Here is a 25,931-nt window from a genome sequence, read left to right on the forward strand (position 1 = left end):
TACATGGCCGACACGACACTTGCGGACCCCCGCCCGGCGGGGGTCTTTCTCAAGCGCGGGGGCCTGATCGTCCTGGCGCTTGCCGCCGTTCTGGCGGTCGCGGCGATGGCGGGCGCGCGCTACGGCGCGCTTCTGCTGATCGGGCTCGGCTTCGGCATGGCGCTGGAGGGGCTGCGCTTCGGCTTTGCCGGCCCGTGGCGGGCGATGATCCTGCGGCGCGAGCCGGCCGGGCTGCTGGCGCAGTTGCTGGCGATCGGGCTGGTCGCGGTGGTGGCCTTTCCGCTGTTGCAGTCGAACGGCGCCGAGTTGAACGGCGCGCACGCCCCCGTGGGCATCGCGATGATCGGCGGCGCCTTCGTCTTCGGCGCAGCCATGCAGATCGTGCTGGGCTGCGGTTCCGGCACGCTGGTCAACGCGGGCAGCGGCAACGCGATCGGGGCGGTGGCGCTGCCCTTCTTCGCGCTGGGCAGTTTCGCGGGCGCGCTGCACCTGAACTGGTGGACGGGGCTGGGCACCGCGCCGCTGGTGGTCCTGAGCGGCACCGGCGGCCTTGCACTCACGCTGGCGGGGCTGGCGGCGGTGGCGGTCGTGGCGCTGGTGCTGGCCGCGCCCGGCACGCGTTCCATCCCGCGCCGGCTGATCTGGGCGGCGGTCGCGGTGGCGGGCCTGGCGCTTCTGAACCTGGTGGTCGCGGGCCAGCCCTGGGGCGTGGTCTATGGCCTTGGGCTGTGGGCCGCGAAGGGCGCTCAGGCGCTGGGCGCGGACCTGTCGGCCAACGCCTTCTGGGCGGCCCCGGTCAATGCCGAGCGGCTGGCCGAAAGCGTGCTGACGGATGTCACCTCGCTGACCAATATCGGGATCATCGGCGGCGCCTTCCTGATCGCGTCCTGGCGCAGCGGGCTGGCGGCCCGGGTGCCGAACCTGCCGCTGAAGGCCTGGGTCGCCACGATCCTGGCCGGGCTGGTGCTGGGCTATTCCTCGCGCCTGGCCTTCGGGTGCAACGTGGGCGCCTTCTTCAGCGGCGTGTCCACCGGCAGCCTGCATGGCTGGGTCTGGTTCGTGGCGGCCTTCGCCGGGTCGGTCATCGGCGTGCGGATGCGCCCCGCCCTGGGGCTGGAGGCACGCGCATGAGCCGCCGTCCCGTAGCCCTGCTGGTGCTGGCCGGCCTGATCGCGGTGATCGCGCTGGATCTGGGCGCAAGCGAACCGCTGAACCCCTACCAGGCGCCGCCCCTGCTGGCGCTGGGATCGGGGCTGGCCGCCGGTGGCGCGCACTGCTCGGCGCCGCCGTCGAACTGAGCGATCCCCGCTGCCACGAAAAGGGCCCGCCTTGCGCGGGCCTTTTGCTGTCTGCGCGCGCGCCTGCCTTCGGGTGAGGAGTTTTCGACACCGGGCGGCCTGTCGGGTATCGTCGGGCCATGAGACTGCGCAGCGGATATCTTCTGGCGGGGCTTGCCTGGGCGCTGTTGCTGGGGCCGCTGCTGGCCCTTGGTGTGCTTGGCACGCTTATGGGCGTCCTGTGGCTTCATGTGTTCGGGGACGATCCCTGGCCCGCGGCGGTGGATTGGGCGGTCCCGGTCCTTGGCGTGGCGATCCTGGCGGCGACGGCCCTGGGGTGCGGTCTATTCGCGCTTCGGCTTGGTCGCAGGCGGGAGGCGCTGGCGGCCGCGGGCCATGCGCGAGAGTGGCGTCGGATCGCCCTCTGGACCCTGGAGCCGGTGGTCGATGCCGCCACGCGGGAGGCATGGCCCGAGCATGAACGCCAGCGCCGGGATCAGGGAGAGACGCCTCTTGCAAGCCGCGTGACCGTGCCCCTGCCGATGGCCTTCACGGTTCGCGCAGACGGAAGCATCGAGCAGCTTGCGCGGTAAGGCGGCGGTGCGTTCGGAACGAAAAGGGCCCGCATCATGCGGGCCCTTCCGATTGTGCTGGCCTTGCCGATCACTCGGCGGCGATGGCCTCGATCCGGCCGTCGCGGGCGGCTTTCAGGGCGCCGGTCCACCAGGCGAGGTCGTCCAGCATCTTGATGGCCGAATCCTCGAGATAGGGGAAATCGGCGAAGGTCTTTTCGCCCTTGGCGATGCCCATGAATTCCTGGAGACCGATGTGCACCGCGTTGCGCAGCGGCGCGATCTGGAGTTCGACCGCGATCTGGCGCAGCTGCTGAACGGCGCGCGCGCCGCCCACGCCGCCATAGCCGACAAAGGCCGCGGGCTTGCGGTTGAACTCGGTATAGGCGTAGTCGAGCGCGTTCTTCAGGGCGCCGGAAATCGAGTGGTTGTATTCCGCGGTGATGAAGATGAAGCCGTCATAGGAGGCCACCTTCTCGCCCCAGGCCTTGGCCACGTCGTTCTTCGGCTCGGCCCAGGCGGGGGAGGCGGGCTCGTCGAACAGCGGCAGGGGGAAATCGCGCAGGTCGACCAGCTCGTAGGTCGCGTCCTTGCGCGCCTCGGCCAGCGCCTTGATCCAGGCGGCGGGCGTGTCGGCAAAGCGGCCCTCGCGGGTGGTTCCGATGACGATGGCGATTCTAGGCAGGCTCATTCCATGCTCCTTGTGCGGGGGAAAACGTCTGTTTGTCGATGTATGACGCCTTCCGCCCGACACAAGGCGGTTTTTGATGCTTGTTTCTGAACAATCCGTTCCGCTGCGGTGCAATATGACGGGGGCGCGCCCCGGCTGCGGTTCCCGCAGTCCGGGACGCCCCGCCCCCCGTTCGGTCGGGCGTCAGGACCCCTGTCCGTCGCCCCGTGACTCCAGTCCGCGGCCCGCGCCGATGGCGGTGTTCAGCGCCACGAAGGTCTGCGCATGGCGGCGGTTGGCGGCAGCCAGCTCGTTCCGCGCCCGGCCCACGGCGCGTTCCGCGTCGAGCACCGCGAGAAGCGAGGTCTCGCCCCGCTCGTAGCTTTCCTGCGCCAGGCGCAGCGCCTCGGCCAGCGAGTTGACCGCCCGCCGCTGGGCGCCGACGGCGTCGCGGTCGCGGCCAAGTCCCACGATGCCGTTCTGCACTTCCTCGACCGCGCGCAGGACGGTGTTCTGCCAGACCAGCATCTGCGTGCGGGCCTGCGCCTCGCGCTGGGACACGGTGGCGTTCAGGCGTTCGCGCCCGAAGAGGGGGATGTTGATGATCGGCCCGAAGCTCCAGGTGCTTTCGTCGGGGCTTTTCGCCGCCGCCGTGCCGGTGATGACGCCCAGCAGCCCGATCGAGGGGTAGAGATCGGCCCGCGCGATGCCGATGCGGGCCGTGGCCGCGGCAAGGTCGCGCTCGGCGATGTGGATGTCGGGGCGGTTGCGCAACAGGTCCGCGGGCACCCCCGCGCCGTAGATCCGCCTTGGCCAGGGCTGTGGCGCGCCGCTTGACAGGAAGCCCACATAGGTGTCTGCCGGCTGGCCCATCAGCGTCGAGACGCGGTGCGCCGCGCGCCGGAAGCCGGTCTCGAGCACGGGCAGCTGCGCGCGCGTCTCGTCCACCAGGCCGCGGGCCTGCGCCACGTCGAGCGCCGTGGCCGATGCCGCGTCGAACAGCCGGTTGGTCAGGTCGAGCGTGCGCTGGCGCGAGGCGAGCGTCTGGCGCGTGAGCGCGATGCTTTCCTGGAAGAAGCGCGCGTCGATATAGGCCGCGGTCAGTTCCGCCACGAAGAGCAGCCGCGCCGCCTCGACCCCGTAGCCGGCGGCGTCCAGCTCGGCCGCGGCGGCGCGGCGTTCGCTGCCAAGTCCGCCGAAGAGATCGGCCACCCAGGACACCCTGAGCGCGCCGGTCGCGTAGCGTTCGGTGGGATCGTCGGGGCTGCCGCCGCGGTAGCCGCCATCGGCGCCGATCCCGCCGGCAAAGGGCACGCCTGCGCCGCGCGCGACGGCACCTGCCGCCGCGACCCGTTCGCGGGCGATGCGGATGTCGAGGTTCTGGGCAAGGCCGGCCGCGACCAGCTGGTCGAGGCGGCGGTCGCCGAACGCGCCCCACCAGGCGATGGCGCGGGTCTCTCCGACGCTGGCGCTGCTGCCCTCGGCAAAGGTGGCGGGCATCGTCATTTCAGGCGGCTGGTAGGGTTCGCTGACATCGCAGGCGGCAAGGCCCGCCGTGGTCAGGAATGCGAGGCCGATACGGTATGTGTACATGGTCAATCTGTCCCTCCAGTCGCTGGTTTCCTGTGATTTGCGGGCGAATGCCAACGGGCCGCCCGGTGGCGGGCAGCCGTTGATGACCGGAACTTGTGGGACGGGTGGGGACGGCCGCGCGCGGGGCGCAGGCTCAGTCCTTGAGGTCGCTTTCGACCAGGTCGGCCATGCGCCTGGGAAGGCTGGGCCGGTAGGCGGCGAGAAGGGCGCTGATCGCGATGGCGATGGCACCGGTCAGCGCATAGGCGAGCACGGCAAGCCAGGGCCCGGCGCCCGCGATCAGCGCCAGGATGGCCGCGATCAGCCCTGCAACGAGTCCGATTGCCAGTGAAAAGGTCATGCTGCCCAAACTCTCCCTCGGGTCCACCATACCCGACCGGGTGGGGAACGCGCGCCGGAGTTGATCGCGCGGGCCCGATCGGCCGGATCCTGCCAAGAATGCCGGCAAAAGGGGGCCAAATCAGGGCAGCAGCCCGATCGTCCGGCCCGCACCGGGGGCGGGGGTCAGGCCGACGCGCGCAGGGCATGGGAAAACATGTTGTCGCCATAGGCGCCCGCGCGGACGGTGTTCACGCGGGTGGCCACCACCGCGCCTGGGCGCACGCCGACATCCGAAAGGATCCGCAGCGTGCTTTCGACGGCCCCCCGCGGCGTCGCGTTCCAGCGGGTCATCAGCAGGATGGAGTCCGCCGAGCGGTAGAGCGCCGCCGTATCGACATGCGCCAGTAGCGGCGGCGTGTCGAGGATCACGCGGTCGTAGCGGGCCTGGAGGAATTCGAGAAGCGCGCGGAACTCCTCGGAGATCAGGACCGCGGCCGGATCCTCGACCCCCATGGGCGCGGGCAGCAGGTGGAGCCCGTTCTCGCCCGTCTCGCGGATCAGCCGGTCGCTGTGCTCGGGATCGAACAAGGCTTCGGTGAAGCGGTCGAGCTCGTTTCCGTCGGTGCCGCGATAGGGGCTGTGCCAGAAGTCGCAATCGACCAGCAGCACGCGTTCGCCGGCAAAGGTGCAGGCGCGCGCCAGCAGCAGGAGCGCGGTGGATTTCCCTTCTCCGGGCATGCTGGAAACGCCCGCGATGATCTGCCCCTTGGTGGTGCGCAGCGCGGGCAGCCGCTGGGCGGAGGCCTGCTCGGGTGCGGGCCGGGGCCGCATCCTGCCGCGCAACGACACGCCGCGCGGCTTTGCCTCCAGCTCGGTCACGATGCTGGAATAGAGCTTGCGCGCCGAGGTCATCAGCCCCGGCCAGACCGGCGCCGTGGCCTGGAGCAGCGCGGGCAGCGCGACCGCCTTGGGCGATGCCTCGGGGACGAGGCCCAGGACCGGCAGGCCGCTTGCCCCTTCGTATTCGCCGACGGTGCGCAGGCTGGTCCGGCGCAGCTCGGTCAGGATCACGAGCGCCGCGGCGCCCAGGGTGGCGAGAAAGGCCGCCCCCACCGCCATCACCTTGCGCCGCGGTTCCGACGGATAGGGAGAGGGGCGGGCGGTCGCGATGATGCGCGCGTCGGGGTTCAGGTAGCGGTCCTGCTGGGTCCGGCGGCTGAGCTGGGCCATGAAGTCCTGGTAGATCGCCTCGGACACGCGGATGTCGTTCTCGATCCGGCGCAACTCGGCGTCTCGCTCGGCCTGGGCGGACAGTTCGGCCTGGGTCAGGTCCGCCTCGCGCCGGATCGATGCGGCCGAGGCGGCGGTTGCCGTCGCCTCTTCGCTCAGCCGGGCCGCGGCGGCGTCGAGCGCGGCGTCGAGCACCGCCAGGTCGCCGGCGCGTGCCTCGAAGATTGCCTGCGACAGTTCCGGGCCGGGGACCGCGATCATCGCGGCGGCGTCGAGCGGGTTGCCATCGGCCCGAAGCCGCGCGATCGCGGCGTGGGTCGTCTCGAGGCGGGCGGCCTCTGCCTCCAGGTCGGCGATCCGTCGCTCCATCGAGGCGCGGGACGCCTTCATGGTCTGGAGATCTTCCGGCGTGTAAGGCTCTGCAAGGATGTGATTTTCCCGCTCTACCCCAAGGGTGGTCAGGCGCTCCTGGATTTCCGTGGTGCGGTCCGACAGCCACGCCTGGGAACGGTCGAGGGCGCGCAGCTTCTCCTCGATCTGGGCGGCGATGTATTCCTCGGCAAGGGTATTTGCCAGAAGTGCCGCCTTTTCAGGGTCTTGCGACGTGAAGGTGATGGAAAAAACCGCCGACATGTTTCCGATCTGCTCGACGCTGCTGCGGTCGCGCACGGCGCTGACCACGGCGGCGTCGGGGTCGGCAGGCAGGGGCGCGGCCCCAGCGTCCCCAGCGCCCCCAGCGTCCGTGGCCTCGTCCTGCTTGGCGAATTCCGCGTCGCTGCGCAGGTCGAGCCGGTCCACGACGCGCTGGATCAGGTCCGGCGATTGCAGCACCTCGAGCTCGCTTTCCAGCGCGGTGATCGAGGTGGGCAGCCCCGCCATGCCGGGGGCGAAGGCGGGGTCGTTGGTGACGCGGGTCTCGATCATCACCTGCGCCTCGGAGGTGTAGCGGACCTCGAAGAGGTAGCTGAGCGCATAGGCGGCGATGCCGCCCAGAAGCGCCGCGCCCACCAGCCAGTAGCGCGCGCGCAGGAGCGCCATCCAGAGCGCCATCAGCATCGCGTTGTCCCCGTCATCCTGCGCTGCGCCGATGCCTGCACCGAAGAACTCCCGCTCGAGCGTTTTCGTGTACTCATGGCGCATCGCACTCTCCCGGACGGAGGGATCCGCGGCGGACCCCCGGAATGTGGCCGACGATCGCACGGGGAACGGCCCCGGCGGCGGTCTTCGGTTCCAGCGTTACGGCCTGCGTCCGAACCGGGACTGACATTTCTCAATCAAAGGTAGTGCCGCCCCGATAGGACTGGACCGAGGGAAGCCCGCGCCGGTGACGCGGCGCGGTGGAAGAACGGGGCAGCCCATGAAGGCGCAGCACATCATGCTAGGCGGGGTGCCGGTCGCGACCTTGACCGAGGCGGGCCTGGTCGCGCGGATGCTGGAGGATTGCGCGCAGCGGCGCGCGCGACCGGGCACGCCACCGGTGCTGGTCTTCGACAGCAATGCCCAGGCCATATCGCTGAGGGCGACCGACCCTGCCTATGCGGCGGCCCTGTCGGGCGCGGATATCGTCCATGCCGACGGGCAGGCGGTGGTCTGGCTGTCGCGGCTGCGGCGGGGGCCGCAGGTGCCCGAGCGCACGGCGACGACCGATCTGATCCACGCGGCCGCCCGCGCGGCCGAGGGCGCGGGGCTCGGTTTCTACCTGCTTGGCGGCACTGAGGAGGTGAACCGCCGCTGCGCAGAGCGGCTGGTTCAACTCTATCCCCGGTTGCGGCTGGCGGGCCGCCGGAACGGGTATTTCCCCTGCGACGAGGAGGCTGCGGTCTGCGATGCGGTGGCCGCATCGGGTGCCGACGTGGTCTGGGTCGGGCTTGGCAAGCCGCGCGAGCAGGTCTTTGCCCATGCCAACCGCGAACGGCTGGGCTGCGGCTGGGTCGTGACCTGCGGGGGCTGCTTCAACTTCGTGGCGGGCGACTATCGCCGGGCGCCGCGGTGGATGCAGCGCGCGGGCCTGGAATGGCTGCACCGGGCCGCGACCGGGCCGCGCTACCTGGTCGGGCGCTACGCGGTGACGATCCCGCACGCGCTGTGGCAGGTGGTGCGCCGCGACCTGCTGGGGGCGCGGGAGGATCGCCATGCCGGCTGAGCTGCGGGCGGTGCTGGCCGCGCAGCGGCTGGGCGATCTGGGGCGGCTTGCGCGGCGGGCGGCGGGGCTGTCCTGGCTGACGCGGGCGGATTTCCTGCCCGAGATCGCGCCCGCCGACGCGGCGCGGCTGGCGGCGCTTGCGCGGGGGGCACGGGGCGAGGGGCCTGCGCCGGTGCTGATCCTGGGCATCATGCCCCGGTCCGGCACCAACTACCTGCACGACCTGCTGGCGCTGCATCCCGACATCTGCGCCGGTCCGGGGCGGCTTTACGAGTTCCCGCTGCTACAGGCCGCCCGCGGCTTTCGGGGCGCGATGGACGAGTTCCTCGCGGGCTTTCCCCGCAATGCCGAGGTTCTGGGCCGCTGGGACGCGCTGGCCCTGCTTGGCGGTGCGTGGCTGCGCGGCCTGCAATCCGAGGCGGGGGCGCGCCATGTCCTGCTGAAATCGCCCCATGTGCAGAACCTGACACTGGCGCCGCTGATCTTTCCGGGCGCGCGGATCATCCTGTGCCTGCGCGACGGGCGTGACGTTCTGGACAGCACGCTGCACAGCTTTTCGCGCTGGCGGCCGGGGCGCAAGACCTTTGCCCAGCTGGCGCAGGAATGGCGGCTCGGGACCGAGGCGATCCTGTCCTTCGCGCCCGGTGGGCCGCGGGCGCATCCCGACATCATGGTGCTGCGCTACGAGGCGGCGGTCGCCGATCCGCCGCGCGCGCTGGGGCAGATGCTGGCCCATTGCGGGCTGGATCCCGCAAGGCTGGATCCGGAGCGGGCCTTGCGGCTGCCGGTGCGCGGCTCGTCGCGCTCGGCGGCGCGGGGCGATGCGCGCTGGGCGCCCGAGGCGGCCGCGGCCGATTTCGCACCCGTCGCGCGCTGGGCCGGCTGGAGCGCCGCGCGCAAGGCCCGCTTCGAGCGGATCGCCGGGCGGGCGCTGGATCTGGCGGGGTATCCGCGCCATGCGTGACACGCTGCCCGCCAGACCGAATGTCGCCATCTGCGTTTCCACCTTTCGCAGGCCGCAGGGGATCCGGGCGCTGTTGCGCAGCCTCGACGCGCTGATCTTCGACGGGCCCGCGCCGAATGTCCTTCTGGTGATCGTGGACAACGACCCCGCCGCGCCCGCCTTTGCCGATGCGGCCGAACTGGGCCGGGCAAGCCGCTGGCCCGCGGTGCTGGTCCCGGAGCCCGCGCGCGGCATCGTCGCCGCCCGCAACCGGGCCCTTGCCTGCGTGCCCGAGGATGCGGACCTCGTGGGCTTTCTTGACGATGACGAGACGGTCGCGCCGGGCTGGCTGGCCGCGATGATCGCGACCTTGCGCGAGACCGGCGCCACGGTGGCGCAGGGGCCGGTGGTGCCCCATTACGCCGAGGCCCCCCCCGACTGGGTCGAGGCGCTGGGGATCTTTCGCCTTGGTCCATGGCCGCAGGGGGCGGCGCTGCATTTCGCGGCGACCTGCAACTGCGTGGTGCGCGCGGGGTTCCTGCGCATGCACGGACTGCGCTTCGATCCCGCCTTCAACCTGAGCGGCGGCGAGGACGAGGAATTCTTCGCCCGGCTGCGCGACCGGGGCGGGCGCATCGTGGCGGCCGAGGGCGCGGTGGTGCATGACTGGATCCCTTCCGCGCGGCTGGGCCCCGACTGGGCGCTGAGGCGTGCGCGGCGGATGGGCAACACGCTGGGCCGGATCGCGCGGCTGCGGAGGCGGGGTCGTGCGCTGAGGGTCGCCAAGGGGATCGGGGCGGTCGGCTGGGGCGGCTTGCGGATGCTGGCCGGTCTGGCCGACCCGGTCCTGCGGATGCGCGGCCGGCTTCAGCTCGCGCGCGGGCTGGGGATGCTGTCGGCCTTTGCCGATGTGGTGGTGCTGGAATATGCGCCCGCCGCCCCGGCGCTGCGCCCCGGATCGGGGCGCTGAGATGGCCGCGCCCGTTCCCGTCGTGTCCGTCATCGTCGCCGCCCGCGACATGGAACGCTTCATCGGCGCCACGCTGCGCAGCCTGTCGCGCCAGAGCCTGGCCGACCTGGAGGCGGTGATCGTCGATGACGGCTCGACCGACCGGACCGCGGCGATCGTGCGGGCGCATCTGGCGCGCGACGGGCGGATGCGACTGATCCGGGGCAAGGCGGCGGGGGTGAGTGCCGCGCGCAACCGCGGGCTTTCCGAAAGCCGCGGGGACATGGTGCTGTTCGTGGATGCCGACGACCTGCTGGCGCCCGACGCGCTGGCGCGGCTGGTCGCGCGGCTGAAGGCCGGGGATGCGCCCGCGGTTCTTGGCGGGGTCGCCCGCATGGCCGAGGATGGCACCCGCATCGACGGGCCGGACAACCGCGCGCTGGTCCCCGCGGCGGATCATCTGACAGGCCTGCTGCGCAAGAATTTCGTCGTGAATGGCGGCGCGCTGCTGATCCGGCGCGCGGCGATCGCGGCCGCGGGCGGCTACGACCCGGACCTCGGGTTCGGTGAGGACTGGGAATTCTGGTGCCGTCTGGCGGCGCAGGGGGATTTCGCCCTGCTGGAGGGGGCGCCGGTGCTGTCCTACCGCCAGCGCGCGCAGGGCGCCAACGTGATCCGGCGCGGCGGTGCCTTTGCCCGACGGCTTGCCTGCATCGAGGCCGTGCGCGCGAACCCGGTGCTTCGCGCGCGCCTTGGCCGGCAGCTTGGCCGGCACCTGCGGGCGCGGCGGATCGACATCTTCTGGACCGGGGTGCGGGCCGAGTTCGAGCATGGCAGCCGTGCCCGCGCCCTGCTGCGGGGGCTTGGCGGCCTTGTGGTCTATCCCGACAGCCTGCTGCATCCGCGCCTTGCGCTGCGCTTCGTCTCCAGCCTGAGGGCCTAGGGCATGGGGGGGGCAGCGCAGACCGGGGACCGGCGAACGGGGGCCGCGCCGCGCGACCGGCGGGCGGTGCTGGGGCTGATGCTGGCGCTGGTGCTTCTCGTGGGCAGCGACGTGTTCCAGGTCGTGCTTGGCGGTGGCGGGCTGAGTTCGATCATCAAGACCGCGCTCTATCTGCCGATGCTGGCCCTGATGCTGTTCTACCGCCACCACCTGCTGCGGGGGCTGCGCGCGGCCCCCGAGGTCACGGCGCTGCTGGCGCTGGCGGCGCTGTCGCTGGGCTGGAGCGTTTCGCCCTATGACACGCTGCGCGCGCTTGTCCCGCTTCTGGTGACCAGCGGCTTTGCCATCCTTCTCGGATCGATGCTGTCGCTGCGCGGGCTTCTTCTGTGGCTGGCCGCGCTGAGCCTTGTCATCATGCTGGTCAGTTTCGGCATGGCGGCGGTCTTTGCCGAGGCGCGGACCTCGCCGCCCTGGGGCGATGCCTGGCGCGGGGCCTTTTCGCACAAGAACGGGCTGGGGGCCGCCTGCAGCGCGGGGCTGGTGCTGACGCTTGGCGCGGCGCTGATGCTGCGCGGCTGGCGACGGGGGCTGATGCTGGCGGGCGCGCTGGGACTTGGCCTGCTGCTGGCGCTGTCGAGCGCCCGTTCGGCGCAGCTTTTCGTCCTGGCCGGGCTGCTGGTGCTGGCGACCGGCGCCGCCGTCCGCCGCTGGCGCCTGCTCTGGGCGTGGGCCTGCCTGGCGGGGCTTCTGGCAACGCTCGCGCTTGGATCGGCGGTCCTGGGCACCGACCTCGCGCTTCCGCTGTTCGAGGCGATCGACCGCAGGCCCACCCTGTCGGGGCGGCTGCCGCTCTGGCAGCTGCTTCAGCCCCATATCGCAGAGCGGCCGCTGCTGGGCTATGGCTACAACGCCTTCTGGGTCGAGGAATCGCGCCGCGTCTACGAGATCGGCCGCGACCCCTCGCTTTTCCACGAGCCGTTCTATTCCCATAACGGGCTGATCGAGACGCTGCTCAATCTCGGGCTTCTGGGAACCGCGATGCTGGCGCTTGCGGTGCTGCGGCTGATCCGGGGGATCCTGCGCGTGCTGCCGGGGCCTGCCGGTGCGCTGGCGGTGCCCTTCATGGCGTTTCTCGTGATGTTCGTCCTGCAGAATGTGACCGAAAGCTACATCCTGTCGCGCGAGACGATCTACTGGATGATCTTCGTCGCGGTCGCTGCGCGCTTCGGCATCCTGTCGGACGCGTTGCGGGGGGCTGTGCCCGCCCACCGACCACCGGTCGGGCACGGGGCGACGGCGGGGGGGCGGCCGTGAGCTGGTTCTTCCTGTCGCGCCTGGCCTCGGCGGGGATCATGCTGCTGGTGCTGGTGCTGCTGACCCGCATCCTGGGGCCGGTGGGCTTCGGGCTTTACAACATGCTGACGGTGGCGGCGACCATCGCCTTCGGGGTGCTTTTCGCCTGGCTGCGCATAGGGATCATCCGCTTTCACGCCGCATCGGACTTCGGGGGCCGCGCCTTCGGCATCGCGCTGGGGGCGGGGCTGGTGGTGATCTTTGCGCTTGTGGCGGTGATGGCGGCGGCGGCGCTGTGGCTGGAGGGGGCGCCACGCGCCCTGCTGCTGGCGGGGGCCGCCTATTGCCTGGCCCATGCCGGGCACGAGGTGGCGATCGCGGGGCTGCGGGTCCGGCGCGAGGGGCCGGCCTTTGCCGCGGTGCTGCTGGCGCGGCCCCTGCTGGGGGCGCTGCTGGTCATGGCGCTGGTGCTGGCCGGGGGCGGGGCGGTGGCGGCCGTCCTTGGCATGGCGCTGGGCGCGGGGCTTGCGGCGCTCTGGCCGCTCGGGCGGCTGGTCCGGGCGCTGGGCCGCCCGGCCTTGCCCACGCGCGCGCAGCTGCGGGCGATGCTGTCCTTCGGCGTGCCGCTCGGCATCGTCGCGAGCGGGTCCATGATCTTCGTCCTGATCTCGCAGCTTGTGCTGTCGCGCATGGTCGGGCTGGCCGAGGTGGGCGCCTTCGCCGCCGCGCAGACCATCGCGCTGCGGGCGATCGCCATGCCGATGATGACGCTGGCGATGTCGGCGGATGCCACGATCTTCGAGTTGTACGAGCGCGAGGGCGGTCCCGCCACGCGCACGGCGCTCGAGCGCTACGTTTCGGTCCTGCTGCTCGTGTCGGTGCCGGTGACGGCGGTGATCGCGCTTTCCGGCGACACGTTGGCGCGCCTTCTCTTCGCGGGCGGCTTCGAGGCCGAGGTCGCCCGGCACATGCCGCCGCTTGCGCTGGCCGCCTTCCTGACCGGGTTGCAGGGGGCGTATTTCGGCTTTTCCTTCACCATCGGCCGCCGCTCGGGCCTGCAGTTGAAGATGATGGCGGGGCTTGCCGCGCTGCACGGCCTTGTGTCGCTGGTGCTGGTCGCGGCGCTTGGTGGCATCGGCGCCTCGGTCGGGGCGCTGGTGACGGGGGGGGCGGGGCTTGCGGTCTTCGTCGTGATGGGGGCACGGGTGCACCGGATGTCGCTGCCCGGCGGCGAGTTCCGCAAGATGGCGCTGGCGGTGCTGGCGGCCGCGCCCTTCCTGCTGGGCGCGGACCGGGTGGCCGGGCCTTGGCTGGCCTTCGGCCTGATCGGCTGCGGGCTGCTGGTCTTTGCGCTGGCGCTTCTGGTGCAGGCCCATGACGGGATCCTGCTGGCGGGCAGGCGGTTGCGCGCCCGGATGGGGGTCTGAGCATGGGCATCACGCGACGCGGGCTGATCCTGGGGGCAAGCGCGCTGGCGCTGGCCGTGGCCACCCGGCCCCGGGGGGCGTGGGCGCTGGTCGAGGGCGTCCGGATCCTGCCGCCCGATCCCACGCCGGTCGCGGGCTTCGCCGGTCCGGCGCTGGTGACGGTCGAGATGCTGGATGCCCGGTTCGAGATCCCGTCGCCCGTTCCTGTGCCACCCGATGCGCGGGTGGTGTGGGCCCGCGACCCGGTCGCCCGGCTGGGCGGGCAGGGGCTGATGGACGGGACCGCGGGCAATTTTTCCGGTCGCCGCAACCATGTGGCACCCTGGCTTTTCACGCCCTGGCCGCGGCGCGTCGGGGCCTTGCAGGCGGCGGACCGGCCCCTGCCCGGCGACGATCCGGCGCAGTGGCGGGTCAGGCTGGACGGCGCGCCGGCAAGGGTGCTGCGGGTGCTGCGCAAGACCGGGCCTGCCGCGACGCTTCAGACCGCGCCGGGGCGGCGCGAGAACGCGCGCAGGCATCTCGTGACGCTGGAGCTTGACCGGCCGGTGCCGCCGGGCGCGATGCTGAAGATCGCGCCCCCCGGCGGCGTTCCGTTGTCGCTGCGGCGGGCCATGGCGACACCCTCGCCGGTGCTGCACCATTGCCATCCGGGCTATGCGCTGGATGGGCCCAAGAAGGTCTATGCCGGGCTCTGGCTGGGGCAGGATGCGGGCGGCGCGGCGGGGGCGACGGATGCGGCGCTGTCGGGGGGGCGGACCTGGGTGCTGCGCGACCAGGCGGGCGCGGCCGTTGCCGAGGGGCCGCTTGCGCTGGTGAAGCCCGCCGCCGAGCCGCATGGCGCGGAGGGGCGGAACTTCAGCGGTTGCGACATCTGGGAGGCGGATTTCTCGCGCGTGACAACCCCCGGCCGCTACCGGCTGGAGGTGGAAGGCGTCGGCGCCACCCCGCATTTCGCCATCGCGCGCAATCCCTACCGAAGGGCGCTGCGGCTGGCCGCGCGCTGGTATTTCCACCAACGTTCCGGCTGCGCCATCGCCGAGCCGCAGGGCGAGGGGCGGGTCAGGCCGCGCAACGGCCATCCCGCGGACGGGCTGGAGGTGATCGCGACCGGCGTGCAGCTTGGCCGCACCTCGGAGGGGTTCCGGGCCGAGCCCTATGCGCCGGGCCTGCTGGCGAGCCTGGGCGAGGGCGGCCCGCGCGCGCCCCGTGCCTGGGGCGGCTGGCACGACGCCGCCGACTGGGACCGCCGCATCCAGCACATGGAGCCGGTGCAGGTCATGGCGGCGATGGTCGAGCTGTTCCCGACGGTTCGGGCGCTTGACCTGAACATCCCCGAAAGCGGGTGCAGCTTCGCCGATCCGGCGGTTGCCGCGCGGCGGGACGCGGGCGACAGGGGCGACGGGGCGACGGTGCTGCCCGACCTGATCCACGAGGCGCTCTGGGGTCTTTCGCTCTGGCGGCGGACACAGGGGCCGAATGGCGAGATCATCGGGGGCGTGGAATATTCCTCGGACGGGATCATGGGCTCGGTGTCCTGGGATCCGGTCCAGCGCGCCTATGCCTATGCGCCCGAGGAATGGTCCGCCTATACCTTCGTGGGCGGGGCGGCGGCGCTTGGCCGGGTCATAGCGCAGGTCTGCGGCGACAGGGTGCTGGGCGCGGCCCTGATCGCCGAGGCGGTGGCGGCCTGGGACTGGGCCGAGGGGGAGCGGGCGCGGCTTCTTTCGGGATACGCGCCCGACGAGGCGGCAGCGGTGGCGCGCGCCCGGATCCGCGCCGCAGCCACCCTTTTCCGCGCTACCGGAGAGGCCGCCCATGCGGCGCCCTTCGAGGCAGGCAACCCTTTCCTTCCACGGCAGGAAGCAGAGCCCTCGCTCAACCGTGCAGACTGCGCCTGGGCGGCGGCGGACTATCTGCGTGCGGCCGAGGAGGGGTTGCCCGCCGATCCGGAGCTTGTGGCCGAGATCCGCGGCTGGCTGTCCTGGCAGGGGGGTAATGGCGGGCGGATGGGGCGCGATTACGGGCTGCACACGACGACCGACTATCCCTGGGGGCCGGCCTGGTACCGCTTCGGGCCGGGGTCGAACTGGCGCGCGCGACGCGCGGCGCTGGCGGTGATCGCGGGCGGCGGGGACTGGTCCGCGCTTGCCCCGCTGGCCATCGAGGGGATGTGGTTCGCCCTGGGCTGCAACCCCGCAAATGTCTCGTTCATCCAGGGGTTGGGCCTGCGCGATTTCGCCGATCCCGCCTCGCTCGACCTGGCGGCCCAGCCAACCGTGCCGGGGATGCCCAGCTTCGGGGTCGCGGCCGGGCCGCTCAGGGCCTACGAGCGCGACCGCATCGCGGATGCGCTCTGGCCCGCCGATCCCGATGCCTGGCCGGAATACGCCCGGATCTTTGAAAGCCGCACGGTCATCGCCTGCGCCGAGCACGGGATGCGGTCGAACGCGATGGAGTGGCTGTTCGCCTGCGGGCTGGTGACGGAATGCCTGGAAGGCGAGGGGCGCGGGTGATCGCGCGCCCTGCTACTGGATGACCGGCGCGCCCGGGCCTGCCAGCATCACCTCGATCGTGTCGCCGGGCATCACCATGTCGTCGAGCGCGAGGTAAAGCCGTTCCACCCCGGCCCCGTCGCGGCGGTAGACGACCACCTGCGGCTCGGCCACGCCGGCACCGGCCGCCAGCATGGCGGAGTTCTGCCCACCCTGGAGCCGGGTCGCGTTCTCCATCCGGATCCCGGCCTGCATCGCCTCGCGGCGGGCAAGTTCGCGCGCATCGAGACGCTGGGCGCTGCGGGTTTCCTCGAACTCGTCGATGGCGCGCCGCAGCCGCGTCACTTCCAGCACGCCCCGCGCAAGCGCGTCCTCGATCTCCAGCAGCCGGGTCGCGGTCAGGACCGACGCCCGCCGCGCCTCGGCCGCGCGGCCGGCCATGGCAAGGCCGTTCTTCAGAAGCTCGGCGACGCGCGCCTCTTCCTCCTCGTCGGAGGCCAGCGCCTCGCGCAGCTTTTCCTGCTGCTGGCCCAGGATGCGCACCCGGTTCTCGGCCTGGCCCAGCGCGCGGGTCAGGTAGTCGCGCTGGCCGTCGGTCGCGGCGTGCGAGATGGCAAGCAGGCGGTTCTGTTCCTCAAGCAGGCGGGCATGCACATCGGGGCTGATGCCCAGCGTGTCGGCCGTGGGCGGGATGCTGTCGTAATCCTCGTCAAGCTCGGCCCCCAGCCGCCAGAGCCTGAGGCTCGCCATGGCGTGATCGAGCACCGCGCCCTCGTGGTCGTTCTGCCAGCGCAGCATGTTCAGCGGATCGCGTTCGCGCAGGCCGGCCAGCATCGGATCCTGCGCGCCGCCCGCGATGCCGATGGCGCTGCGCAGCGTCAGGCCGGGGCGGTAGGGCAACTCGCCGGGGCGCAGCACGTCGCCGATCACGATGATGGGCTGGTGCAGCGCCACCTCGATGATGATGTCCTCGGGGCGGGGCTTGATCAGGTTCAGCTGCCCCTCGAGCGTGTAGCGTTTCACCACCTGCCCGTCGGCCATGCGGCGCACCTCGGCCAGCAATTCCTCGAGCGTGCGGTCGGCGGCGTGGAAGGTGCCGAACCAGGCAAGGTTGACGTTGCCGTCGATATCCACCCGCGCCTGCACGTCCGACATCGGCAGCCCCGCGATGGCAAGGCGCAGCGTGTCGCCGGGCTGCAGGCGATAGGCCGCAAGCGCCGGCCCCGCCAGAAGGCTGGCCGCCAGCGTCAGCGCAAGCGTCGCACGACGAAAGCCGGATGGCAGGGACTTGGAGCGGGTCTTGGTCATCGCGGTGTTCCTCTTGCGCAGGGAAAGGGCGGCCGCCGGAGCAGCCCCTTCTGCAACCCAGAGTGTCGCGTCCCGGTCGCGCGCCGGTTGACAACGGTCAATCGTCCGCGCGTCGGATTGCCCATATTTGGCCATATTTCGTCTCGCCTTCGAGTTGCGTTGCGTGTGCGGTCGCGGGTCGCCGTCAGGGCCGGGCCGGTGTTGTGTGTGCTGGAGCAGGAATGATGAAGGATGCCGCCTATCTGGACTGGTCCCGCAAGGCCGACCCGTCCGTCCTGGGCAGGGGGATCTACCGCCAGCGGCTGAAGCGGCTCATGGATCTTGTGCTGGCGGTCGCCCTGCTGCCGATGGTGGCGCCGCTGGTCGCGATCCTGTGGCTGATGGTGCGGCTGGATGGGGGCCCGGGTTTCTACTGGCAGGAACGCGTCGGGCGCGATGGCAGGCGGTTCCGGTTCTGGAAACTCCGCAGCATGGTGACGGATGCCGATGCGGCCCTCAGGCGCGCCTGCGAGGCCGACCCAAGGGTCGCGGCCGAGTGGCACGAGATGCAGAAGCTGCGCCACGATCCGCGCGTCACCCGGCTGGGCGCGGTGCTGCGCAAGACCAGCCTCGACGAGTTGCCGCAGCTCTGGAACGTGCTGCGGGGCGACATGAGCCTGATCGGACCGCGCCCCTTCACGGTGGAGCAGGAAAAGCTTTACGTCGAGGCGGGCGGCACCGCCTATTTCCGGCTGCGTCCCGGCGTGACCGGGCTCTGGCAGGTGGAGGGGCGCAGCGCCACCAGCTTTCTCGAGCGCATCCGCTTCGACAACGCCTATTACGCCAATCTTTCGCTGCCGCTGGATCTTCGGATCCTGTGGCGGACCTGCGCGGTCGTGCTGCGCGGCACCGGCTGCTGAACCGGGGATGATCCGATGATCGATCTTGCAACGCATGGGGTGGCCTCGCGGTCCCCGATCACCCGGCGGCGGGTGCTGGGGGCGGGACTTGGCCTGGCCGTGGCGCTGCCCGCCGCGCGCATCGGCTGGCTGCGGCTTCAGGACAACCCGCTGCCGCAGGTGCCCGCGCCCCGGCCCGTGCTGCGCAACGGCTGGGTGCTGGACGCGACCGACCCGACCGGAGAGCCCCGATGATCCGCGACGCGAATTCCGGGGTGCCCCGCCTCGAGGGCGACTACGACTGCTGCATCGTGGGGGCGGGGCCCGCGGGCATCGCCATCGCGCTGCGGCTGGCGCGTGCGGGGCGGCGGGTGCTGCTGCTGGAGGCGGGGGACCGCGACTACACCCACGAGTCCCAGTCGCTTTACGATGGTGAGGTCCTGGGCCTCGACTACGACCCGCTGGACGCGCCCCGGCTGCGCCATCTGGGGGGGACCACCGGGCATTGGGGCGGGCAGTGCCTGCTGTTCGACCGTTTCGATTTCGCGCCGCGCGCCGACGTGCCGCTGAGCGGCTGGCCCATCGGCTATGACGACCTGGAGCCCTATCAGCGCCCGGTGGCGGACCTGCTGGGCTTTACCCCCTTCGGCGCCCCGCGCCGCGCGGGGCGTTATGGCGACACGCTGGACGAGCTGTCCCAGCGCTGGGCGGTGGATCGCGCCTTCCACGAGTTGCGCAGCTACACGCCGCTTCATTTCGGTATCCGCTTCGTGGGCGAACTCGAGGCGGAGCCGGGCATCGACCTGGTCCTGAACGCGAATGTCACGGGGCTGGACGTGGACGGCACCACGGGCCGCGTGACGGGCGCGCGGGTGGAAAGCTATTCCGGCCACCGCTTTATCGCGACGGCCGGGCGGTTCGTCCTGGCGATGGGCGGGATGGAGGTGTCGCGCGCGCTGCTGCACCTGAACGAGGAGCGGGGCAACCTGTTCGGAAACCAGGGCGGCATGGTCGGGCGCTGCTTCATGGAGCATCCGGTGCTGCACAACGGGAGCTATTTCATCACCCGCCGGCTTTATTCCCATTCCCGCCACTGGGAGTTCGAGCGGCTGCTGCGCCACCAGAAGCCCGAGGTGGTGCTGAGCCCGACAGAGACGCATATGCGCGCGGCCGGCATCCTGAACGGCGCGCTCCATCTCGACCGGATGTATCCGCGCGAGATCGAGGCCGGGGCATCGACCGATCCGTTCGTCGCGGGGCTGGTGCAGGGGCGGGACTATCATTTCACCGGCACGGCCTGGGTGGTGGGCGAGCAGGCGCCCAACCCCGACAGCCGGATCGTGCTGACCGATGGCCGCGACCGCTTCGGCCTGCGCCGGGTCGGCATGGACTGGAGGCTTCTGCCCATCGATGTCGCGACGCTGCGCGAAACCTCGCTGGAAGTCGCGCGCATGTTCATCCGCACGGGGCTGGGCCGGATGCAGATGCACGAGGGGCTGTGGGCGCGCGACGCGGAGATCGCGTTCGACTATTCGCGGCACCACATGGGCGGCGCGCGGATGGCGGCGGATGCGCGCACCGGCGTGGTCGATGCGGATTGCCGGGTGCACGGGGCGCAGAACCTGTATGTGGCGGGCTCGGCGGTGTTCGCCACCTCGAGCCATGCGAACCCGACCTTCACCATCCTGCAACTGGCGATGCGGCTGGCCGATCACCTTACCGGCCAGACCGCCTGAAAGGTCTCAGTCCCAGGCCACCTGCTCGGCGCGCAGCCGGTCGGCGAGACGATCCTCGGGCAGGTCCACGTCGTCATAGGTCAGCACGCGGTCCTTCGGCACGTCGCGTTTCAGGCGGCACCCCTCGGCCAGCCCCATCGGCAGAAGCCCCTCGGCGACCGAGATGTCGGCGTTCTCGCACTGGCCATAGGTCATGTACCAGCCGATGCCGTCCAGCGTATCGCCCGCGCGCAGGTCCGTCTTGGCGGTGGCGACCACGTCCACGATATGCCCGGCCTCGGGCGCGCAGGTCGCATCGCCGAACAGCGCCGCGCGCGCGATGGTGGTGGGCGCCTCCAGGTGGCACAGGTGATAGGGCGTGTAGAAGGTGTAGAACGGCCCCTCGCCCAGCTTGTAGAGCTTCAGCCAGTGGGTCTGCATGGGGCGTTCCTCGTGGCCGATGCAGAAGACGCCCGGCGCGGGTTCGGCGCCCACGATGTAGTCAACGATCCCGTGGCGGATCATCTGTTCGGGCGGGTAGTGGCCGACGGCTTGCGTCACATGGGCGCAATCCGGGCCGTAAAGCCCGCGCCGGCCCGCGCGCAGTCCGGTCGCGTTCGCCACCAGCGCCATCTCGAAGGACATCTTGGTGCCGTCGGCGAAGCTTGCGGCCATGTGCGGCGTCAGACCCGTGCGGCGCGAGAAGTCGGCCTGCGTGGTCGGGTTGCGATAGGCGTCGTGCAGCCCCTTCATGTTGCCCAGCACCACCGGGCGGATGCCCAGGCCCTGCACGAAGCGGTAGAGGTTCATCATCACCCCCGGCTGGTCGCCGTCGCTGTCGGTCAGAAGAACGCCGGCCGCATCGGCGCGGGCCTTCAGCACCGGGCCGATGGTGCCCTGCACCTCGGCATTCATGGTGACCACGGTCTTGCCGTTGGCGATCGCCTCCAGGATCACATGGGTGGCATGCTCGACCGTGCCGGTCACCTCGTGGATCACGTCGATGCCCTCGGCGCGGCAGAGAAGCATCGGATCGGTGGTGATCGCCGGCAGCCCGTCGGCGAGGGCTGCGGCCAGTCCCTGCGGGGTGGTGACATGGCGGCTGCCGGTGCGGCCGGCGTCCAGAAAGCTGCGCTCGGCGCTGTTGAGCGAGCGGTTGGCGATCGCGACCACCGTCATGCCGGGGGTGCAGCGCTCGATCTGGTAGGCGATGGCGCGGCCCATGGCGCCCGCGCCCACGATGCCCACGCGGATGGGTTGTCCCGCCTCCTCGCGCCGCTTCAAGGCACTGTCCACCAGGATCATGCCATCACCTCTGCCTTGAAGTCGGGCCAGCCCGCGTCCTTGTCCGAGATCGCGGCCACCGGCAGCGGCCAGTCGATGCCGAAGGCGGGATCGTCGGGGCGGAAGCCTGAGCCATGCGCGGGCGAATAGGGGGCGCTGACCTGGTAGGTCAGTTCGGTGTCGTCCGCGAGGGTCTGGAAGCCCTGGCCAAAGCCTTCGGGGACATAGAGCAACCGGCCATCCTCGGCGTTCAGTTCCACGCTGATCCATTGCAGGCGGGTGGGCGAGCCCGCCCGCAGGTCCACGATCACGTCGAAGATGGCGCCGCGGGTCACGCGGAAAAGCTTCGTCTCGGCGAAGGGCGGGCGCTGGTAGTGCATGCCGCGGATCGTGCCGCGGGGGCCGTTGCGGATCACGTTGACCTGCGCGATGCGCGTGGTCAGCCCATGCGCGGCCATCTCCTCGGCGCACCATGCGCGCGCGTTGAAGCCGCGATGGTCGCGGATCCTTTCCATCTCGATCAGCCAGGCGCCCGCAAGGGGCAGGGGGGTGAATTTCATCGCATGCCCTTTCAGTCGTGGAACGGGCGCACGACCTGCGAGCCCTGCGCCTCGAAGCCGGCCTTCATCTCGACCAGCCCGCTCATCGCGGTCCGGATCGCGGCATGGCGGTCAGGGGGTGCGAGGAACATCAGGAACCCGCCCGATCCGGCACCGCAAAGCTTGCCGCCCCAGGCGCCCGCCGCGCGGCCCGCGGCGTAGAGCCGGTCCACCTGGTCGTTGGAGATCTTGCTCGCAAGGCCGCGCTTGAGCGTCCACGCCTCGTCGAGCATGGCGCCGATACCGGCGATGTCGATGGACCCTTCGGCGATGCGCCGGTGCAGGTCGGTGGCCTGGTCGCGCATCGCGCAGAGCTGGGTCATGCGGGAATTGGTGTTGCGGTTCTGCTCGCTCAGGACAGCCGAGGTGTCGCGCTGGTGCCCGGTCCAGAACATCAGCATGCACCCGAACAGATCGCAGAGCGGCGCATGGCCGTTCACGGTCAGGTGTTCGATCGTCACGCCCTCGTCGGGCTTGAAGGTGAACAGGTTCATCCCCCCGAAGGCGGCGGCGTACTGGTCCTGCTTGCCGATGGGCTCGCCCAGCACCTCGATCTCGATGTGGCAGGCCTCGTCGGCAAGCTGCCCCGCCGACACCCGCTCGCCGCGAAAGGCGTGGAGCGCGTTCAAAAGCCCCACCGCGAAGGCGGACGACCCGCCCAGGCCCGTCGAGGCGGGCACGTCGCCCACGGTCGAGACGTAGATCGGCGGGTCGATTTCCAGGAACTTCAGGCACTCGCGGGCGATGTTGTTGCGGATCTCGTCGATCCGGTCCACCTGCTCGGAGGTGGAGTAGTTGATCCGGATCGGTTCGAAGAACAGGTCGCTGTGGCGCTTCACCGTCACATAGACGTAGCGGTCGATGGCGGTGGACAGGCACGCGCCCCGGTCCTGCCGGTAGAAGGCGGGCAGGTCGGTGCCGCCGCCGAAGAAGCTGACGCGCAGCGGCGTGCGGGTGACGATCATGCCCGGATCGCCATTGGTGCGGCCCTCAGCCATGGCGCAGGCTCCAGTCATAGGGGATCTGGTCGGTGAAGGGCGGCATCCGCTGCATCTCGTCGGGGTCGTGCGGGTGGGTGGCGGCGTTCGCCAGGATCACCTGCTTGTCGCCATAGGCCTTGTAGCCGTTGGCGATGCCCGGCGGGATCTGGACAAGGACGTGGTTGTCCTCGCCCAGGAATACCTCCATCAGCGCGCCCTTCGTGGGGCTCGCCTCGCGGATGTCGTACATCACCAGCTTGGCGCGGCCCGACAGGACCGCGTTGTTGACGGTCATGTAGGTGTGGATGTGCCACGCCTTCACCGCGCCGGGCCAGGCGGTCGAGAAATAGATCTCGCCGAAGCTGATGAAATGCGGGTCGGTCGCCTTCAGCATGTGCATGATCTTGCCGCGCTCGTCCACGATCTGGCGCAGCGGGATCACCTTGACCCCGTCGATGGCGGATGTGGCGCTCATGCGATGCGCCTTTCCTCGGCGCTGGCCCAGCGCAGCTTGCGGTCGAGCTGGCCGGTGTCGAGCAGGTGGTTCAGCCATTTCAGCCGGGTGAAGTTCCGGCCCCCGAACTGCTCGGCGGTCAGACCGATCTCGGCGAAGGTGCGGGCCAGTTCGTCCGCGCCCGCCCGCGCGGTCCATTTCCATTCGAACCCGGGGAAGGTGCGGGCGAACTTGGCGAAGGACGCCTTGTAGGTGCGCTGGTCCGCGCCGGGCTGGTTGAGCACCTGCAGCTTCGCGCCCGGCACCGCCTCGACCGCGAAGCAGGCCAGATCGATCACCTGGTGGTTCAGGTGGTCGGCGCCATTGTTGAACGCCTCGTTGTGGATGTCGGCCTCGGGCGCGCTCAGCACATGGGCGAAGGCGCGGGCGACATCCTCGACATGGATCACCGGGCGCCAGGGCTTGCCGTCGGAATGGACCTGCACGACGCCGGCGGTCGCGGCGGCGCCCACCAGGTTGTTCAGCACCGTGTCGAACCGCATCCGGGGCGAGACGCCATAGACGGTGCCATTGCGCAGGTAGACCGGAGAGAAGCCGTCGCGCGCCATATCGCGCAGCGCCATCTCGCTTTTCACCTTGGAACGGGCGTATTCCGTCTTGGGATCGAGCGGCGAGCGTTCGTCCACCACGCCCGCCTCGGACATGCCGTACATGATGCAGGAGGACGAGAACAGGAACCGCCGCACGCCCGCATCCCGCGCCAGTTCCGCAAGCCGGACGGTGGCCGTGTGGTTGATGTCGGTGGTCCAGCCCTGGTCGAGATTGCCGATCGGGTCGTTCGACAGCGCGGCAAGGTGGATCACCGCGTCGAAGCCCTTCAGGTCGGCTGGCACCACGTCGCGGATGTCCTTGACGATGGCCGGGATGGTGGTGCGGTCGGGGACCAGCGTGCAGGGGGCATAATAGCCGGTGTCGAGACCCACCACCTCGTGGCCCAGCGCCACCAGATGCGGCGCCATGACAGAGCCGATATATCCGTCATGGCCGGTCAGCAGAATGCGTTGCGGGGCGGTCATGTTCCTGTCTCCTGCAATGGGGCCCCAAGGGCACGGTCAACAATGTCGGCAAGCGATCGGCCGGGGCCGACCATCTGGAAGGGGCATCCGGCGGCACGGGCCGCTTCCGCATCGCGCGGGTCGTCGCCCACGAAGAGCGTCCGTGTCAGGTCGAGATGCCAGTCGCGCTGGGCCTGGAACAGCATCCCCGGGGCGGGCTTGCGGCAGGCGCAGCCGGCGTCCCAGTCGTGCGGGCAGTGGTAGATGGCATCGATCCGCCCGCCGGCCTGCGCCACCTCGGCCCTGAGGCGGTCGTTGACGGCCGCAAGGTCCGCCTCGGTCATCACGCCGCGCCCGATGCCGGCCTGGTTCGAGACGACGATCACCCGGTAGCCGGCGCGGGTCAGCCGGCCCACGGCCTGGGCCGCGCCGGGCAGCGGGCGCAGGTCCTGCGCACGGCGGACGTACTCGGCGCGCGGCGCCCTGGCGTTCAGCACCCCGTCGCGATCGAGCAGGATCGCTGGCCGCCGCGCGAGGAATTCGTCGGTGACGGGCAGCCGGTCCAGGTTGCCGACGCTGTAATAGCGATGCCCGCTCCAGTAGGCGCCCAGCCGGTGCGCGCGGGCGAGTGCCGGATAGACCGCCTGCTCGAACAGCTCCTGCCGGTCGGTGGGCAGCAGCGGCAGGACGGCCGATTTCCGCAGGATCGCGTAGGAGATCTCTATCCCCTTCAGCCCCGGCGTGGTGCGCGTTCGGTCGAACACATCGACGAAGCCGTCGGGCCCGACGATCACGCTGTCCTTCGAGAAACGATCCTCGTTGGCATAGACCGTGACCTGCCCGTCGGCGCCCGAGGCGACGAACCGCGCCCACATGTCGTCCAGCCGCATCGGCCAGTAGTTGTCGCAATAGAGCAGCAGGAATGTCTCGTCGATCCGGTCGGCCGCGTGCAGCACCCGGTGGGCGGTCAGGTCGTCCGGGTCGGTGATGTCATACTCGATCGAGACGCCCAGCCGGCTGCCATCGCCGAAATGGTCGGTGATGACCCCGGGCAGGTAGCCCAGCAGCATGAGGATGCGTTCGATCCCCTGATCGCGCAGCATCTCGACGATGTATTCGAGGAAGGGCTTGCCGTGGAACACGACCATCGGCTTCGGGCGGGTCAGCGTCAGCGGCTGAAGCCGCGTGCCGCGCCCGCCCGCCAGGATCACGGCCTGCCGGGGGGGCGTGGGTCTCATTCGGCGGCCATCCCCAGGGGGCGGTCCGCCATCAGGCAGGCGTTGATCAGGTCGACCACCACCGAATGCGCGCTTTCGACCGGGCCATAGGCGCCGACGGGCGAGGGCAGCCAGATGCACTCGTCCACCATGTCCTTGAGCCGGCCGCCCTCGAAGCCCAGCACGCCGATGGACCGCACGCCGGTTTCGCGCGCGAGTTCCACCGCGCGGACCAGGTTGGCCGAATTGCCGCTGGTGGAGATCGCGATCAGCACGTCGCCGGGTTTCGCGAAGTTCTCCATCTGGCCGGCGAAGACGCGGTCATAGCCCTCGTCATTGCCGAGCGCGGTCAGCCAGGAGACGTTGTCGCTCATCGACAGGGCCCGGATCGGGTTCAACCCGGAAACCTTGGTGGCCTTGCCCAGGTCGTTGGCCAGGTGGGTCGCCGTGGCGGCGCTGCCGCCGTTCCCGGCGATGTAGATGACGCCGCCTGTATCGCGGGCCATGCGCAAGGTGTTCACCGCGCGTTCAAGCGCCTTGGGGTCGATATCGTCGATCAGTTTCCTGAATATGTTCATGTAATTGTCC

The 25,931-nt window shown here is 70.8% G+C and carries 25 protein-coding genes; 13 read left to right on the forward strand and 12 right to left on the reverse strand.

Annotated features, from left to right (window positions below):
• The first annotated feature begins 3 nt into the window (after nucleotides 1-3).
• From HMH01_RS07525 to HMH01_RS07535, 3 genes are all read left to right on the forward strand, one after another.
• Nucleotides 4-1,131: a YeeE/YedE family protein gene (locus tag HMH01_RS07525; RefSeq protein ID WP_171323919.1), complete on the forward strand. Its 1,128-nt coding sequence runs from the start codon at nucleotides 4-6 to the stop codon at nucleotides 1,129-1,131.
• Complete coding sequence (locus HMH01_RS07530) at nucleotides 1,128-1,298, forward strand: hypothetical protein (RefSeq protein WP_171323921.1); 171 nt, start codon at nucleotides 1,128-1,130, stop codon at nucleotides 1,296-1,298. The genes HMH01_RS07525 and HMH01_RS07530 overlap by 4 nt, the downstream gene beginning before the upstream one ends.
• Before the next feature lie 119 nt (nucleotides 1,299-1,417).
• The gene (locus HMH01_RS07535) at nucleotides 1,418-1,870 is read left to right on the forward strand and encodes a hypothetical protein (RefSeq protein ID WP_171323923.1); all 453 of its coding nucleotides are present in this window, start codon (nucleotides 1,418-1,420) and stop codon (nucleotides 1,868-1,870) included.
• A gap of 70 nt (nucleotides 1,871-1,940) precedes the next feature.
• On the opposite strand, the gene HMH01_RS07540 is transcribed toward HMH01_RS07535, so the two are convergent.
• The 4 genes from HMH01_RS07540 to HMH01_RS07555 all read right to left on the reverse strand — a co-directional run bounded on the left by HMH01_RS07540 (nucleotide 1,941) and on the right by HMH01_RS07555 (nucleotide 6,803).
• Nucleotides 1,941-2,540 carry an NADPH-dependent FMN reductase gene (locus HMH01_RS07540; RefSeq protein WP_171323925.1) on the reverse strand — a complete coding sequence of 200 codons (600 nt, stop codon included), beginning with the start codon at nucleotides 2,538-2,540 and terminating at the stop codon, nucleotides 1,941-1,943.
• Nucleotides 2,541-2,723: 183 nt separating this feature from the next.
• On the reverse strand, nucleotides 2,724-4,112 hold the full coding sequence (locus HMH01_RS07545) for an efflux transporter outer membrane subunit (RefSeq protein ID WP_171323927.1): 1,389 nt from the start codon (nucleotides 4,110-4,112) through the stop codon (nucleotides 2,724-2,726).
• A gap of 133 nt (nucleotides 4,113-4,245) precedes the next feature.
• Nucleotides 4,246-4,452: a hypothetical protein gene (locus tag HMH01_RS07550; protein ID WP_171323929.1), complete on the reverse strand. Its 207-nt coding sequence runs from the start codon at nucleotides 4,450-4,452 to the stop codon at nucleotides 4,246-4,248.
• Between the two features lie 164 nt (nucleotides 4,453-4,616).
• Nucleotides 4,617-6,803, reverse strand: a complete 2,187-nt coding sequence (locus HMH01_RS07555) for a GumC family protein (protein WP_171323931.1) — start codon at nucleotides 6,801-6,803, stop codon at nucleotides 4,617-4,619.
• Nucleotides 6,804-7,020: 217 nt separating this feature from the next.
• Between HMH01_RS07555 and HMH01_RS07560 the strand changes: the two genes are divergently transcribed.
• From HMH01_RS07560 to HMH01_RS07590, 7 genes are read left to right on the forward strand one after another with little or no spacing between them, the layout of a single operon-like run.
• Nucleotides 7,021-7,806: a WecB/TagA/CpsF family glycosyltransferase gene (locus HMH01_RS07560; protein WP_171323933.1), complete on the forward strand. Its 786-nt coding sequence runs from the start codon at nucleotides 7,021-7,023 to the stop codon at nucleotides 7,804-7,806.
• Entirely contained in the window at nucleotides 7,796-8,770 is a 975-nt protein-coding gene (locus HMH01_RS07565; RefSeq protein ID WP_171323936.1) for a sulfotransferase family protein, read from the forward strand. The genes HMH01_RS07560 and HMH01_RS07565 overlap by 11 nt, the downstream gene beginning before the upstream one ends.
• The gene (locus HMH01_RS07570) at nucleotides 8,763-9,719 is read left to right on the forward strand and encodes a glycosyltransferase family 2 protein (protein ID WP_171323938.1); all 957 of its coding nucleotides are present in this window, start codon (nucleotides 8,763-8,765) and stop codon (nucleotides 9,717-9,719) included. The genes HMH01_RS07565 and HMH01_RS07570 overlap by 8 nt, the downstream gene beginning before the upstream one ends.
• 1 nt (nucleotide 9,720) lies before the next feature.
• Nucleotides 9,721-10,641: a glycosyltransferase family 2 protein gene (locus HMH01_RS07575; RefSeq protein WP_171323940.1), complete on the forward strand. Its 921-nt coding sequence runs from the start codon at nucleotides 9,721-9,723 to the stop codon at nucleotides 10,639-10,641.
• Nucleotides 10,642-10,644: 3 nt separating this feature from the next.
• Nucleotides 10,645-11,955, forward strand: coding sequence for an O-antigen ligase family protein (locus HMH01_RS07580; RefSeq protein ID WP_171323942.1), 1,311 nt, complete (start codon nucleotides 10,645-10,647; stop codon nucleotides 11,953-11,955).
• A complete protein-coding gene (locus tag HMH01_RS07585) occupies nucleotides 11,952-13,361 on the forward strand; it encodes an oligosaccharide flippase family protein (RefSeq protein ID WP_171323944.1) in 1,410 nt (469 codons plus the stop codon). Before HMH01_RS07580 ends, HMH01_RS07585 begins: the two co-directional genes overlap by 4 nt.
• 2 nt (nucleotides 13,362-13,363) lie before the next feature.
• Complete coding sequence (locus tag HMH01_RS07590) at nucleotides 13,364-15,874, forward strand: glycoside hydrolase family 9 protein (RefSeq protein ID WP_171323945.1); 2,511 nt, start codon at nucleotides 13,364-13,366, stop codon at nucleotides 15,872-15,874.
• A 12-nt stretch (nucleotides 15,875-15,886) separates the two neighbouring features.
• Here the strand turns inward: HMH01_RS07590 and HMH01_RS07595 are convergent, their stop codons facing one another.
• Entirely contained in the window at nucleotides 15,887-17,161 is a 1,275-nt protein-coding gene (locus HMH01_RS07595) for a polysaccharide biosynthesis/export family protein (RefSeq protein WP_171323948.1), read from the reverse strand.
• Nucleotides 17,162-17,382: 221 nt separating this feature from the next.
• Between HMH01_RS07595 and HMH01_RS07600 the strand changes: the two genes are divergently transcribed.
• Genes HMH01_RS07600 through HMH01_RS07610 form a run of 3 tightly spaced genes read left to right on the forward strand, consistent with a single transcriptional unit; the run spans nucleotide 17,383 to nucleotide 19,775 of the window.
• Nucleotides 17,383-18,060 (forward strand): sugar transferase, encoded by a 678-nt coding sequence (locus HMH01_RS07600; RefSeq protein ID WP_246237291.1) that lies wholly within the window; start codon nucleotides 17,383-17,385, stop codon nucleotides 18,058-18,060.
• A 15-nt stretch (nucleotides 18,061-18,075) separates the two neighbouring features.
• Complete coding sequence (locus HMH01_RS07605) at nucleotides 18,076-18,294, forward strand: hypothetical protein (RefSeq protein ID WP_171323950.1); 219 nt, start codon at nucleotides 18,076-18,078, stop codon at nucleotides 18,292-18,294.
• Complete coding sequence (locus tag HMH01_RS07610) at nucleotides 18,291-19,775, forward strand: FAD-dependent oxidoreductase (protein WP_171323952.1); 1,485 nt, start codon at nucleotides 18,291-18,293, stop codon at nucleotides 19,773-19,775. The genes HMH01_RS07605 and HMH01_RS07610 overlap by 4 nt, the downstream gene beginning before the upstream one ends.
• Before the next feature lie 6 nt (nucleotides 19,776-19,781).
• On the opposite strand, the gene HMH01_RS07615 is transcribed toward HMH01_RS07610, so the two are convergent.
• Genes HMH01_RS07615 through HMH01_RS07645 form a run of 7 tightly spaced genes read right to left on the reverse strand, consistent with a single transcriptional unit; the run spans nucleotide 19,782 to nucleotide 25,921 of the window.
• On the reverse strand, nucleotides 19,782-21,059 hold the full coding sequence (locus tag HMH01_RS07615; RefSeq protein WP_171323954.1) for an NAD(P)H-dependent oxidoreductase: 1,278 nt from the start codon (nucleotides 21,057-21,059) through the stop codon (nucleotides 19,782-19,784).
• A complete protein-coding gene (locus HMH01_RS07620; RefSeq protein ID WP_171323956.1) occupies nucleotides 21,056-21,598 on the reverse strand; it encodes a dTDP-4-dehydrorhamnose 3,5-epimerase family protein in 543 nt (180 codons plus the stop codon). Before HMH01_RS07620 ends, HMH01_RS07615 begins: the two co-directional genes overlap by 4 nt.
• 11 nt (nucleotides 21,599-21,609) lie before the next feature.
• Nucleotides 21,610-22,635, reverse strand: a complete 1,026-nt coding sequence (locus tag HMH01_RS07625; protein ID WP_171323958.1) for a GHMP family kinase ATP-binding protein — start codon at nucleotides 22,633-22,635, stop codon at nucleotides 21,610-21,612.
• Nucleotides 22,628-23,092 (reverse strand): dTDP-4-dehydrorhamnose 3,5-epimerase family protein, encoded by a 465-nt coding sequence (locus HMH01_RS07630; RefSeq protein ID WP_171323960.1) that lies wholly within the window; start codon nucleotides 23,090-23,092, stop codon nucleotides 22,628-22,630. The genes HMH01_RS07625 and HMH01_RS07630 overlap by 8 nt, the downstream gene beginning before the upstream one ends.
• A complete protein-coding gene (locus HMH01_RS07635; RefSeq protein WP_171323962.1) occupies nucleotides 23,089-24,147 on the reverse strand; it encodes an NAD-dependent epimerase/dehydratase family protein in 1,059 nt (352 codons plus the stop codon). The genes HMH01_RS07630 and HMH01_RS07635 overlap by 4 nt, the downstream gene beginning before the upstream one ends.
• Nucleotides 24,144-25,364: an HAD-IIIA family hydrolase gene (locus HMH01_RS07640; protein ID WP_171323964.1), complete on the reverse strand. Its 1,221-nt coding sequence runs from the start codon at nucleotides 25,362-25,364 to the stop codon at nucleotides 24,144-24,146. Before HMH01_RS07640 ends, HMH01_RS07635 begins: the two co-directional genes overlap by 4 nt.
• On the reverse strand, nucleotides 25,361-25,921 hold the full coding sequence (locus tag HMH01_RS07645; protein ID WP_171323966.1) for a D-sedoheptulose-7-phosphate isomerase: 561 nt from the start codon (nucleotides 25,919-25,921) through the stop codon (nucleotides 25,361-25,363). The genes HMH01_RS07640 and HMH01_RS07645 overlap by 4 nt, the downstream gene beginning before the upstream one ends.
• Nucleotides 25,922-25,931: the final 10 nt, after the last annotated feature.

Origin of the sequence: Halovulum dunhuangense (assembly GCF_013093415.1) — a bacterium.
Classification (GTDB): Bacteria; Pseudomonadota; Alphaproteobacteria; order Rhodobacterales; family Rhodobacteraceae; genus Halovulum; species Halovulum dunhuangense.

Excerpts from the sequence above, each read along its gene's own strand:
- HMH01_RS07525 (WP_171323919.1), top strand. The coding sequence starts at position 4 with ATGGCCGACACGACACTTGCGGACCCCCGCCCGGCGGGGGTCTTTCTC.
- HMH01_RS07530 (WP_171323921.1), top strand. The coding sequence starts at position 1,128 with ATGAGCCGCCGTCCCGTAGCCCTGCTGGTGCTGGCCGGCCTGATCGCG.
- HMH01_RS07535 (WP_171323923.1), top strand. The coding sequence starts at position 1,418 with ATGAGACTGCGCAGCGGATATCTTCTGGCGGGGCTTGCCTGGGCGCTG.
- HMH01_RS07540 (WP_171323925.1), bottom strand. The coding sequence starts at position 2,540 with ATGAGCCTGCCTAGAATCGCCATCGTCATCGGAACCACCCGCGAGGGC.
- HMH01_RS07545 (WP_171323927.1), bottom strand. The coding sequence starts at position 4,112 with ATGTACACATACCGTATCGGCCTCGCATTCCTGACCACGGCGGGCCTT.
- HMH01_RS07550 (WP_171323929.1), bottom strand. The coding sequence starts at position 4,452 with ATGACCTTTTCACTGGCAATCGGACTCGTTGCAGGGCTGATCGCGGCC.
- HMH01_RS07555 (WP_171323931.1), bottom strand. The coding sequence starts at position 6,803 with ATGCGCCATGAGTACACGAAAACGCTCGAGCGGGAGTTCTTCGGTGCA.
- HMH01_RS07560 (WP_171323933.1), top strand. The coding sequence starts at position 7,021 with ATGAAGGCGCAGCACATCATGCTAGGCGGGGTGCCGGTCGCGACCTTG.
- HMH01_RS07565 (WP_171323936.1), top strand. The coding sequence starts at position 7,796 with ATGCCGGCTGAGCTGCGGGCGGTGCTGGCCGCGCAGCGGCTGGGCGAT.
- HMH01_RS07570 (WP_171323938.1), top strand. The coding sequence starts at position 8,763 with ATGCGTGACACGCTGCCCGCCAGACCGAATGTCGCCATCTGCGTTTCC.
- HMH01_RS07575 (WP_171323940.1), top strand. The coding sequence starts at position 9,721 with ATGGCCGCGCCCGTTCCCGTCGTGTCCGTCATCGTCGCCGCCCGCGAC.
- HMH01_RS07580 (WP_171323942.1), top strand. The coding sequence starts at position 10,645 with ATGGGGGGGGCAGCGCAGACCGGGGACCGGCGAACGGGGGCCGCGCCG.
- HMH01_RS07590 (WP_171323945.1), top strand. The coding sequence starts at position 13,364 with ATGGGCATCACGCGACGCGGGCTGATCCTGGGGGCAAGCGCGCTGGCG.
- HMH01_RS07595 (WP_171323948.1), bottom strand. The coding sequence starts at position 17,161 with ATGACCAAGACCCGCTCCAAGTCCCTGCCATCCGGCTTTCGTCGTGCG.
- HMH01_RS07600 (WP_246237291.1), top strand. The coding sequence starts at position 17,383 with ATGATGAAGGATGCCGCCTATCTGGACTGGTCCCGCAAGGCCGACCCG.
- HMH01_RS07605 (WP_171323950.1), top strand. The coding sequence starts at position 18,076 with ATGATCGATCTTGCAACGCATGGGGTGGCCTCGCGGTCCCCGATCACC.
- HMH01_RS07610 (WP_171323952.1), top strand. The coding sequence starts at position 18,291 with ATGATCCGCGACGCGAATTCCGGGGTGCCCCGCCTCGAGGGCGACTAC.
- HMH01_RS07615 (WP_171323954.1), bottom strand. The coding sequence starts at position 21,059 with ATGATCCTGGTGGACAGTGCCTTGAAGCGGCGCGAGGAGGCGGGACAA.
- HMH01_RS07620 (WP_171323956.1), bottom strand. The coding sequence starts at position 21,598 with ATGAAATTCACCCCCCTGCCCCTTGCGGGCGCCTGGCTGATCGAGATG.
- HMH01_RS07625 (WP_171323958.1), bottom strand. The coding sequence starts at position 22,635 with ATGGCTGAGGGCCGCACCAATGGCGATCCGGGCATGATCGTCACCCGC.
- HMH01_RS07630 (WP_171323960.1), bottom strand. The coding sequence starts at position 23,092 with ATGAGCGCCACATCCGCCATCGACGGGGTCAAGGTGATCCCGCTGCGC.
- HMH01_RS07635 (WP_171323962.1), bottom strand. The coding sequence starts at position 24,147 with ATGACCGCCCCGCAACGCATTCTGCTGACCGGCCATGACGGATATATC.
- HMH01_RS07640 (WP_171323964.1), bottom strand. The coding sequence starts at position 25,364 with ATGAGACCCACGCCCCCCCGGCAGGCCGTGATCCTGGCGGGCGGGCGC.
- HMH01_RS07645 (WP_171323966.1), bottom strand. The coding sequence starts at position 25,921 with ATGAACATATTCAGGAAACTGATCGACGATATCGACCCCAAGGCGCTT.